General features: G+C 60.0%; 10 protein-coding genes. 7 read left to right on the plus strand and 3 right to left on the minus strand.

Annotation, left to right across the window (positions count from 1 at the left end; translation table 11 throughout):
- The coding region (locus tag JWR14_RS27990; protein ID WP_299715350.1) for a LysR family transcriptional regulator at positions 1-863 on the minus strand (863 nt) is incomplete at its 3' end.
- A 474-nt stretch (positions 864-1,337) separates the two neighbouring features.
- Here JWR14_RS27990 and JWR14_RS27995 point away from each other — a divergent pair.
- The 3 genes from JWR14_RS27995 to JWR14_RS28005 all read left to right on the plus strand — a co-directional run bounded on the left by JWR14_RS27995 (position 1,338) and on the right by JWR14_RS28005 (position 4,151).
- On the plus strand, positions 1,338-2,480 hold the full coding sequence (locus tag JWR14_RS27995; RefSeq protein WP_299715353.1) for a porin: 1,143 nt from the start codon (positions 1,338-1,340) through the stop codon (positions 2,478-2,480).
- Positions 2,481-2,701: 221 nt separating this feature from the next.
- On the plus strand, positions 2,702-3,118 hold the full coding sequence (locus tag JWR14_RS28000; RefSeq protein WP_299715373.1) for a CHRD domain-containing protein: 417 nt from the start codon (positions 2,702-2,704) through the stop codon (positions 3,116-3,118).
- Between the two features lie 106 nt (positions 3,119-3,224).
- Positions 3,225-4,151, plus strand: a complete 927-nt coding sequence (locus JWR14_RS28005; RefSeq protein ID WP_299715356.1) for an alpha/beta hydrolase — start codon at positions 3,225-3,227, stop codon at positions 4,149-4,151.
- A gap of 23 nt (positions 4,152-4,174) precedes the next feature.
- Here JWR14_RS28005 and JWR14_RS28010 read toward each other — a convergent pair whose 3' ends face one another.
- Positions 4,175-5,017 carry an EcsC family protein gene (locus JWR14_RS28010; RefSeq protein WP_299715359.1) on the minus strand — a complete coding sequence of 281 codons (843 nt, stop codon included), beginning with the start codon at positions 5,015-5,017 and terminating at the stop codon, positions 4,175-4,177.
- A gap of 106 nt (positions 5,018-5,123) precedes the next feature.
- Here JWR14_RS28010 and JWR14_RS28015 point away from each other — a divergent pair, with 106 nt between their 5' ends.
- Positions 5,124-6,722 carry an MDR family MFS transporter gene (locus JWR14_RS28015; RefSeq protein ID WP_299715361.1) on the plus strand — a complete coding sequence of 533 codons (1,599 nt, stop codon included), beginning with the start codon at positions 5,124-5,126 and terminating at the stop codon, positions 6,720-6,722.
- Between the two features lie 110 nt (positions 6,723-6,832).
- Complete coding sequence (locus tag JWR14_RS28020; RefSeq protein WP_299715376.1) at positions 6,833-7,333, plus strand: MarR family winged helix-turn-helix transcriptional regulator; 501 nt, start codon at positions 6,833-6,835, stop codon at positions 7,331-7,333.
- Here the strand turns inward: JWR14_RS28020 and JWR14_RS28025 are convergent.
- Positions 7,330-8,604 (minus strand): amino acid deaminase, encoded by a 1,275-nt coding sequence (locus tag JWR14_RS28025; RefSeq protein ID WP_299715364.1) that lies wholly within the window; start codon positions 8,602-8,604, stop codon positions 7,330-7,332. The genes JWR14_RS28020 and JWR14_RS28025 overlap by 4 nt on opposite strands.
- A 147-nt stretch (positions 8,605-8,751) precedes the next feature.
- On the opposite strand from JWR14_RS28025, the gene JWR14_RS28030 reads away from it, so the two are divergent.
- Positions 8,752-9,663 (plus strand): MurR/RpiR family transcriptional regulator, encoded by a 912-nt coding sequence (locus JWR14_RS28030; RefSeq protein WP_299715367.1) that lies wholly within the window; start codon positions 8,752-8,754, stop codon positions 9,661-9,663.
- A 2-nt stretch (positions 9,664-9,665) separates the two neighbouring features.
- Positions 9,666-11,092: D-aminoacylase (locus JWR14_RS28035; protein ID WP_299715370.1), on the plus strand; the 1,427-nt coding region annotated here is incomplete at its 3' end.

Below are 11,092 nucleotides of genomic sequence, written 5' to 3' on the forward strand. Positions count from 1 at the left end.
AATGAGCGAGTTTTTGCGGACACGTGACGGCGTCCTGGATATACCAGCGACACTTCCTTGTCAGCGTTATTCACCGAGTAGTCAGTGAGCAAACGCACGAGCGCACCCTGTTCGAGATCGGCCGCGACATGACTCTCCGGCAATGCTGTGATACCCATTCCGGACAGCGCGGCTTGCCGAAGCATTTGCGAATTGTTGACTGTGTAATCCGGGTCAATGACGATATCTTCATCGTCCCCGCTCGCGCCCGTGAACGACCACGTGGCCCCGTGTATGTCTGCTGACGGTGACAGGAACGCGTGAGCGACAAGATCGGCGGGGCGCAGCGGCACGCCGTGTTTCGCGAGGTAACCGGGCGCGGCCACAATGACTGGCGTCACCTTGAACAACGGCCGATTAATCAACGTGCCGCTGTTCACCATGCGCGGCACCACAATTCCTACATCGAAACCTTCATCCACCAGATCCACGGGCCGATGCAGCAGCGTGAGACGCAACTTCACGTTGGGAAACGCCTCACGATACTCACACAACAAAGGGGTGAGTCCGAACAATGAGAACGAAGCCGATGCCACGAGTTTCAGCGTACCAGACGGATCAAACGATGTTTGCGACACCGTCGATTCAATCGCCTCGACTTGTTCTATCACCGCCCGGCAGCCTTCTGCGTACGACGCGCCGGCTTCGGTGAGCGACACGCTTCGCGTCGTGCGATTGAGCAGTCGCGTATTGAGGTGCGCCTCGAGCAACGCGACGTAGCGCGTAATGACAGCGTTCGATAAATCCAGCGCAGCCGCAGCCCGGCCGAACGATCCGGTTTCAGCGACCTTCACGAAAACGCGCATGGCTTGGAGATGATTCATTGAGCAACCGATGAGCAAAGAGCCGCCCCGTGTATGTCACGCCTCGGGGCCGAAAGAGACACGCGTGAGGCTGGTCTTTTTCAGGTCCCCACTCGCGTGCGCGATGTTAATGCGCTTGGGTTATGGGTGGAATAGGAATAGGACGAAAGCTAACCAAAGTCCGCTGGTGTCGTGCGGTTGCTACTGTCGCAACTCTGCAACGCGTGAAACTAATTAGGTATCCGGAGGTTAATTCAAGATAGCTTGAATGCCTGACGGAACAAGCGTTTGAGCGAAACGAAGCGCTATTTTTCGACTTATTCGAAAAGCCTTTTGTGTGTGCCTTGATGGTTTGGTTAAAAGCCTGCGCCCTAAACTTTGCTCAGCCGATTCACGGTGTCCGGTGAACGCCGGAGCGAGTCGCCTTGGTGTCAGGCAGGAAGGCGTCGCGTTATGCAACCAGTCGAGTCGTCAGACTCATTAAAGGGATCACACATGAAAAAGACTCTGATCGTCGCGGCTGTAGCCGCTTCTTTTGCGACCGCCGCAAGTGCGCAGAGCAGCGTTACGCTGTATGGCCTTATCGATGCTGGCTTCACCTATGTGAACAATGAGGCTGCTAGCAACGTTGCCAAGGGCAGCGCCGCGGCATTCCGCCTGTCGAGCGGCAACATCAACGGCAGCCGTTGGGGCCTGAGGGGCACGGAAGACCTCGGTGGCGGCATGAAGGCTATCTTCACGTTGGAAAGCGGTTTCAGCATGGGCGATGGCTCGGCGCTTCAAGGTGGCCGTGAGTTCGGTCGTCAGGCATTCGCTGGTATCTCGTCGGCTCAGATGGGTACGGTAACGTTGGGTCGCCAGTACGACTCAGTGGTCGACTATCTCGCGCCGATGACGGCAACCGGTAGCTGGGGTGGTACGTACTTCGCGCATCCGTTCGACAACGACAACGCAAACAACTCGTTCCGCGTCAACAACTCGGTCAAGTACCAGAGCGCGAACTACTCCGGCCTCACGTTTGGCGGCCTGTATGGCTTCTCGAACCAGGCTGGCGGATTCGCTAACAACCGTGCTTACAGCGCGGGCGCACAGTACGCAAACGGTCCGTTCAAGATTGCCGCGGCTTACCTGCAACTGCAAAATCCGGGTTCCAGCAACAATGGCGGTGCGATGACGGACGCTGGCGCCTTGGCAAGCAAGGCCGGCGTTGCGGGGCTGCAGGTGCAGACGCAACGTACGTTCGGTGCTGGCGCGAACTACGCAATTGGTCCGGTGACGGTGGGCGGTGCGTGGACGCAAAGCCGCTTCCAGTTCGCGGTGGGCGATTCCACGGCGCGCTTCAACAACTATGAAGTGAATGCACGCTATGCACTGACGCCGGCATTGGCACTCGGCGCCGCGTACACGTACACCGATGTGAAGGGTTACACCGCGGGTCCGAACAACAATGACCACATGAAGTTCCATCAGTTCGGTTTGCAGACGGACTACGCGTTGTCGAAGCGTACGGACATCTACGCGGAGGGCATTGTTCAGCTGGGTAAGCAAGGTGCTGAAGCGCAGGTTTATGGTACGAACGCCAACTCGGTTCACGGCAACCAAGTAGTGGTTACGACGGGTATTCGTCACCGCTTCTAAAGTGCTGAAAGTTTGACGTTGCAACGAAAAGGCGCCGTGAGGCGCCTTTTCGCATTTCCGGCCTGCTATCGGCGACAGGGTCTATGGGTGAAGGCCTGACGCGCAAAATGCACTACCATGGCGCGTCGATGAGCAGACGACTCGTCCACTCGTCAGTCACCCAGGGGAGAGCAAACATGTTCACGAGATTCAGTCTGCGTAACAGGGTGTTGGGATTGGGCATGGTGTTGATGTCGTCTGTTGCATCAATAGCGTCGAGCTCAGCTTTTGCCGATACCGTCGCTTTGCAAGCGAACCTGCAACCATCGAGTGAAGTGCCGCCGCGCGTGAGCAAGGGGCATGGCGTGCTGAAAGCCACCTTCGACACCACGACCAAGACGCTGCAGTGGACGGTGACGTACGCCGAGTTGTCAGGTCCAGCAACCATGGCCCACTTTCACGGCCCCGCGCCCGTGGGTCAGAACGCGAAGGTGCAGGTTCCTATCGACAAGAACGCGCTGCCCAGTCCGATCTCGGGTCAGGCTACGCTCTCCGAGGAACAGGCCAACGAACTCATGGCCGGCCAGTACTACTTCAATATTCACACCGAGAAGAACCCGACTGGAGAGATTCGCGGGCAGGTAATGCCGGCGAACTGACGAGGCGTTGTGCTTGCAGGACACTGGAAACGCACTGCGGCTTTCTCTCCCTACGCGACTAGACGAACGATCGTACTATTGGCGTTCATCGAAAAGGGGAGTCGCCATGAGTTGGCAAAGTGCGCTGGCCTGCTGGGTTTTACGTCGCCGGATGCGGCCCGAAACGGCTAAGTCGGGTATCGATGTTGCGCGAGCCCGGGCATTAACGTCAAAGCGCGTGTGGTTGCCGAAACCGCCGTCGGGCTGGCGTCTTGAAGAGCGATACGACCAGGACGACGCCCCGCTTCGTGGCGAGTGGCTGTGGCCCGGTCAGCCGTCTGACATCGCGATCCTGTACCTGCACGGCGGCGGTTATTATTTTTGCTCGCCCGCGACACATCGCGGGATCGTCTTTCCCCTCGCGAGAAAGTCAGGCGCGCGGACCTTTTCCCTCGATTATCGACTTGCTCCCGAGCACCCGTTTCCCGCCGCGCTGGACGACGCGCTGGCTGCGTATCGACAACTGTTGGCCGATGGCGTGTCGCCGGCGTCCATGGTGATAGCCGGCGATTCGGCCGGCGGCGGTCTTGCGCTTGCGACCTTGCTGGCTCTACGCGATGCGGGTGATTCACTGCCCGCAGGCGCAGCGTTGTTCGCACCATGGACGGATCTGGCGGCGACTGGCGCGTCAATGACGACCAACGATGGCCGCGATCCCATGTTCTATGGCCGAGCATTCGCACCGGCGGGCAAACTTTATACAGGCGACGCGGATGTCCGTAACCCCTACGTATCGCCACTTTATGGACGGTTCGACGGACTGCCGCCGCTCTTCATCCAGGTCGGCGATACCGAAGTGCTGCTCGACGATTCCACCCGCGTTGCGGAGAAAGCGCGTGCAGCAGGCGTGAGCGTAGAGCTTCAGATCTGGCCAAAAATGCCGCATGTTTTCCAGATGTTCGCGCCGTTCGTGCCGGAGGCGAACCGCGCGCTGGAGCAGGCGGCCGGGTTTGTACGCCGGGTTACGGCACCACAGCCCGTGGAAACATCGTAGGAAGCGGACGACCCGCTAGCGGTTCACTTCCCGCTGCCTATATCGATGGTCTGAAAAGCGCGCTCGACGGCCAGTTGCCCGTATTGCCGCTCCAGTCGCCGCACGGTGAAATGTCCGTGCGCCATCTGCTGGAAGTGATCGATGAAAACCGTGTTGACCATGGCCCCCAGCACCGCGCCGATCGCCGGGATCGACTTGGCGGCGACCTGTTCGCTGACTTGCACCGAGAACCGCGACGCCACCGTCTGCAAGAACTTGAGCAATGCGGTCGAGCCGTGTCCGCTCAAACCCTTCGCTGCCAACTCGCTCGTTGCCTTCGATACCGACTGCGCCAAGGTCCCACGCACAATGAAATAGCCGATATCGGCGGCATCGTCGCTCGAACTGGGGCCGCCCATGCCGAGCACCATCATGCATTGCAACTGGGTGTCTATCAGATGCACGTCTTCGCCCTCGCTGCGCGCAATGTCGCAGATCGAGCGGAACATCAGCGTGGTCGTGACGGGCAATTCCACCGGCAACGCGAAAAGCCCAAAGGCGCCGCCAGCCGCTCCAGTCGTCGCGACAGCCAGCTTGTGCATCAGGTTGTGCGGTTTTTCGGGTGGCAGCACGACGCCGTCAACCGTCGTTTTACTGAGCGTGCGCAGCGCGAGTTGCAGGCATTTTTTGAGCGCAGCCTGAGTTGCGTCGTCGATTTTCTCCTGCGCGACGTTCGGCATCCTCGCCATCAGCTTTTCGATGGGCGAGCCAACCACGCTCGCCAGTTTCATCGTAAGCGACGGACTTTCCAGTGCTTCCTTGGCTCGGCGCAAGGTCGCGAGATCTTCCTGCGAGAGGGGCGAGGCGGCGATTGGCGTCGGTTCCATGGCAATTTTAGAAAAAGGTTGAGAAGGCGTCTGGCCTTGGATTAGAGCCTTTCACCGTGCTATGATTCACATTCTGTTGACAAGTCAATCATTGCGGTATCAAAAAATGGCCGTTCATACTGCCGAGCACCACTCTGCGGGACAGGTGCTCCCATTCCGCGAATCGCTGATGGCGATGTTGGGCATCTGCTTCGTGACCATGCTGGTCGCACTCGATCAAACCGTGGTCGGCACGGCGTTGCCCACCATCGTCGCTGAACTCAGGGGTTTTAACCTCTATGCCTGGGTCGCCACCTCGTACTTGCTCACGTCCGTGATCACCGTGCCTATTTTCGGCAGGCTCGGCGACTATTACGGCCGTAAGCCGTTCGTGATCGCATCTATCGTCGTGTTCACCGTTGCGTCCGCGCTCTGCGGTCTCGCCAACAACATGCTGTTCCTCGTGCTCGCGCGCGGCCTTCAGGGCATTGGCGGCGGCATGCTCGTTGGTACTGCGTTCGCCTGTATCGCTGATCTGTTTCCTGACTCCGTCGTGCGCCTTCGCTGGCAAGTGATGATGAGTTCGGCGTTCGGTATTGCCAACGCGGTCGGGCCCTCGCTTGGCGGGATTCTGACGCAATACTACGGTTGGCGCTCCGTGTTCTACGTGAACCTGCCGGTCGGCCTGCTCTCGGTGTTTTTCGTCTGGCGCTTCCTTCCGCACCTTCGGCACGTCAAGCATGAAGGCAAGATGCGTCTGGACTGGCAAGGCGCGGGCCTGATCGCGATTGCGCTGGGTTCGCTGCAATTATTCGTCGAAATGTTGCCGAAGCACGGGCTGTCGGTGGAATCGTTGATGCTGCTGGTCGCGAGCGTTGCGTCCAGTTATGCGCTCTGGAAATGGGAACGGCGCTGCGATTACGCCATCCTTCCCGTCGATATGTTCCGCAACAAGAGCCTGTCCGCGCTCTTTACGCTGGCGATTCTCGGCGGTTTCACCATGTTTTCGCTGCTGTTCTACGCGCCTTTGCTGTTTCAGGGCGGTTTTGGCATGTCGCCGAAAGACGCCGGCCTGATGATCACGCCGCTGGTGGTGTTCATTACGATCGGCAGTATCGTGAATGGACGGATTGTCACGCGTGTGAAGAATCCCAACGCCATGTTGTTTGTCGGTTTCGCGTTGCTCGCGCTGGCGTGCCTCGGCGTGGTGATCGCCACGCGCTCAATGCCACGTCCGCTGTTGATGACGTTCATGGTGCTGGGCGGAATGGGGCTGGGCTTTGTCATGCCGAACCTGACCGTGTTCGCGCAGCTGACCGCGGGAAGGGAACATCTGGGTATTGCGACGGCGCTGCTGCAGTCGCTGCGCATGATTGGCGGGATGATCGGAACGGCGCTGACTGGTACGCTGATCAGTCATCTGTACGCAAGCGGTGTGCAGCTTTCACTCGATAAAGACAACGCCAGCCACTGGTTCGGCGACCTGAGCGATCCGCAGATTCTGATCAACCACGACGCGCAAACCACGCTGCTGTCGCAGCTTGCGAGCGCGGGTCATAACGGCGCAATGCTGCTTGAGTCGGCACGCGAGTCGCTGGTTGCGGCAATTCACATCGGTCTCGCGGTGGCAGCCATTGTGGCGGTGCTGGCGGTGTGGCAGTCGCGTCGCGTGCCGCCGGTGCGCTTGAAGGGCGTGAAGGTTGAACCGACGATAGTGGCCGAATGAGCGCGACATCAGACGCCGGGCATGCGAACAGCACCCCAGCCACGAACGACGCGCAGACGCGCAACACTGAAGCAATCAGCACTAAAGCAGTCAGCCGGGAACCAATCAGCATGGACGAGACGGAACGTATCGCCTTCATACAGCAGTTTGGGCGCACTTATCGAACGTTCATGCAGGCGTTCGAGTCGCAGGTTGGCCATCCAATGCCGCGTTGGCGCATCCTGCTCGCGCTGCACGACCACGCGGGCGAGTTGTCGCAGAAGCGGCTGGTTGAGAGGCTGCGCGTGGACCCGGGCGCGCTCACGCGGCAGTTGAAGACGCTGGAGGCGCTGGGCTGGATTGCGCGCAGTGTCGACCAGCGTGATAACCGGGTTTCGAACGTGGTCCTCACCGATGCCGGCCGAGCCGTCACCGAAGCCGGCATGCCGCGCCGCAATGCCTTCCTTCACGAGACACTCTCGACGCTTCCCGACGACGCCGTCACAGCGCTCTCCGGCGCGTTGCGCGCGCTCGAGCAGCGCATCCAGGAAGTGGCCGCCGGAACTGCCGAATTGAACGGCCCAGGCCCAGGCGAACTCGGCAGCGCCGTCTCCGACGACGCTCGAGCTTAGAACGACGTTTCGATCACTTCCTTCACGCGATATTTTGTATCGACGACCAGAATCTGGCGCCATTTGTCGAACGTGAGACAGGGATGCGAGATGTCGAACGCAATCATGTCGCCGACCTTGATGTCGTCGCCCGGTTTGATCCGCAGGTAGGCGTGCTGGTCCATCATGCCGAAGATCTCCCAGCCTTCATCGGTCGCGATGTCACGCGGCCATTGCGTGCCAGGACGGAAATGGCGAGCGGGTTCGGGCATGCCGGCGTCGAAGGCGGCATCGCGTTTTCCCAAGCCAATGATCACGCGATCCGGCTCTGGAATTGACTGCACATACGCCCACAATTGCAGCGCCGGTTTCAACCCTTCGCCCATCTTCTTCGCAATCGGGTTGCGCGCGAAAATCTCGTTCTGCGCTTTCTTGTACACGCCCACGTCGTGCGTCAGATAACAACCCGGGCGCAGGATCACTTCGATTGCATCGCTATTGGCTTTCGCGAATTCATCGGCGACAACGTCGTACCACGCCGATCCGGCGCCCGACAGAATGGCCGGCTTGCGCTCGATCTTGCCGTCGGCGACCAGCGCGCGAGTCACGTCCACCGCGTTTTGTAGAAACGCCCGTACCTTCGATTCGTCCTGCAGCACGCCCTCATATATCTCGACACCGGTGAGCTTCACGGCATCGGGCCAGCGTGCAATGGCTGCCAGCACCGCGTCGCGCTGCGCGTCATCGCGAATGCCCGTTCGGCCGCCCGCCACGCCCAGTTCCAGCAGCACGTTCACGTGCTTGTTCACATCGCTGAAAAACGCGCCGAGCTGGTCGACGTTGTCAGCCGAATCGACGAGGCAATGGAACTCGAAATCCGGATCGGTGAGCAACTCCGCGATCATGCCCATATTGCGTTTGCCGACTAGCTGGTTGGCCATCAGCACGCGATGCACGCCGCCGCGGTACGCCGCGCGCACCTGATGCGCGGTGGCAAGCGTAATGCCCCACGCGCCCGCTTCCAGTTGCCGTCGAAACAATTGCGGCGCCATGGTCGTCTTGCCGTGCGGTGCGAGCTTGACGCCGTATTCCGCCACGAACGCCTGCATCCACTTCAAATTGTGCTCGATCCGGTCCGCGTAGAGGACCGCGGCCGGCAGGCTCACGTCCTCGTCCAGCAGATTCCAGTCAAGGCGCGCGGCGTCCACGAGATGCACGCTGACGCCCGGCACCATGCCCAGACCCTTGCCGAATGGGTCGATTGTCGCGCTTTGATAGTTTGTAACTTTCATGTGCTGCTACTCCATCGTTCGTTTGTATAGAGTCGGGGGCTTGTTTTGCTGCATCCGATTTAATATCGAGATTGACGCGACAATGGTACAGAAAGTACGATGCCCGAGACATTGTTATTTAGTACCAAGCGCGCCGAAAGGGTTTTCATGAACGTTTCATCCGAACCGCCAGCCTTCGATATCGTCGCCCGGATTGCCGAGCGCGCGCCCGAATTGCGTTCGGCGGAACGGAAGGTCGCGGCGCTCATTCTCGACGATTTGACCGGTGCATCGCGCGCCAGCATTGGAGCGCTCGCAAAAAAAGCCGAGGTCAGCATTGCGACCGTGACGCGTTTTGCGAAGGCGGTTGGGTGCCATGACGTGCGTGAGCTCAAATTGCGGCTGGCTCAGGCCGCGGCCGTCGGCCAGCGGTTTTTGCGTGGCGGTTCGTATGATGAAACCGGCGCCGACGATCCCGCCGATTCCCTCGCCGCCCGTATTTTCGATGATATCCAAACCACGCTCGCCCATAATCGCGGCGCGCTGCGAGCGGCGCCGATTGCTGCTGCCGCCGATGCGCTCGCCGATGCGCAGATGATCTACGTGTTCGGCATGGGCGGAGGCTCGACCGCTTTAGCCGATGAAATGCGTTTTCGGCTGGTCCGGCTGGGGCGCCCGGTGGCGTCATATCAGGATGGCTTGCTGCAGCGGATGGTCGCCGCGACGCTCTCCCGTGAGCATGTGGTGGTGGCTTTATCGGTGACGGGGCAAACGCCGGAGATGGTCGAGAGCTGCAGGATCGCGCGGGAGTATGGCGCGCGTGTGATTGCGCTGACTGCGCCCGCGTCGCCGCTCGCGCAACTGGCCGACTGGCTGATCCCGATCATCGCGAACGAAACTGATTTTATCTACAAGCCGTCGACGTCGCGTTACGCCATGTTGATGGCGCTCGACCTGCTTGTGACCGAACTTGCCGTGAAACAAGGCGAGACGAGCCGCGAGCTTTTACGGCGCATGAAACACGCGCTGGATGCGTATCGTGGTGGTGGCGGCGACGAACGTCAGCCTTTAGGAGATTGAACATGGCATTGGATGGAGAACACGTCGATACGCTGATCAAAGGCGCACGGGTGATCGACGGAACGGGCGCGCCGGCGGTTCAGCGCGATGTGGCGGTGAAGGAGGGCCGGATTGTCGCGATCGGCGAGCTGAGTGGCTGGACGGCGGAGAACGTCGTGGAAGCCGAAGGGCGCGTGCTGGCGCCGGGTTTTATCGATGTCCATACGCATGACGACACCCACGTCATTCGGTCGCCGCAGATGCTGCCGAAGATATCGCAGGGTGTGACGACGGTGATTGTCGGCAATTGCGGAATCAGTGCATCGCCGGTGACGCTGAAGGGCGATCCGCCCGATCCGATGAATTTATTGGGCGAACGGCGTGATTTCTCTTACCCGACCTTTGCGGCTTATATCGATGCGGTGAATCAGGCTCGGCCAGCCGTGAACGTGGGTGCGTTGATCGGGCACACGGCGCTGCGCAATAACCATATGGATCGGCTGGATCGAGGCGCGTCGGCTGAGGAAATCGACGGCATGCGCGCTCAGCTCGAAGAAGCGTTGTCGCACGGTGCGCTTGGGTTGAGCAGCGGTCTTGCTTATGGCTCGGCGTTCAGCGCACCGCCGGAAGAAGTGATGGCGCTGGCCGAGCCTTTGGCCAATGCCGGCGCGTTGTACACCACGCACATGCGCACCGAATTCGATGCAATCCTCGATGCAATGGACGAGGCGTATCAAGTCGGCAAGCATGCACGTGTTCCCGTCGTGATCTCGCATTTGAAGTGCGCGGGGCCATCGAACTGGGGGCGTAGTACGGAGGTTTTGAAGTCGCTCGAAAACACGCGCGAAGGTCAGCCGGTGGGATGCGATTGTTATCCGTACAACCGGAGTTCATCGACGCTCGATTTGAAGCAGGTGACCGGCGATATCGACATCACGATTACGTGGTCGGAGCCGCATCCGGAGATGGCGGGGAAGCTGATTTCGGAAGTTGCCGCCGTGTGGAACGTGACGCAGCAGGAAGCGGGCAAGCGCTTGCAGCCGGCGGGCGCGGTTTATCACAACATGTCGGAAGACGATGTGCGGCGGATTTTGTCGCATCCGGCAACGATGGTCGGGTCCGATGGTCTGCCGAATGATCCGCTGCCGCATCCGCGGTTGTGGGGCGCGTTTCCGCGAGTGTTGGGGCATTACGCGCGGGATACGTCGCTGATCTCGCTTGAGGAAGCGGTGCGCAAGATGACGGGGTTATCGGCGCGGCGGTTTGGGTTGTCGGAGCGGGGGCAGATTCAAGTGGGCTATCACGCAGATCTCGTTCTCTTCGATGCCGACAAGGTCCGCGATACCGCGACGTTCGCCGAACCTCAGCAGGAGGCGGATGGTATTGATGCGGTTTGGGTAAATGGCGTGCTTTCGTATCTCGATGGCGCAGTAACCGGATTAAGAGCGGG

Source organism: Caballeronia sp. (genome assembly GCF_028292365.1).
GTDB lineage: Bacteria > Pseudomonadota > Gammaproteobacteria > Burkholderiales > Burkholderiaceae > Caballeronia.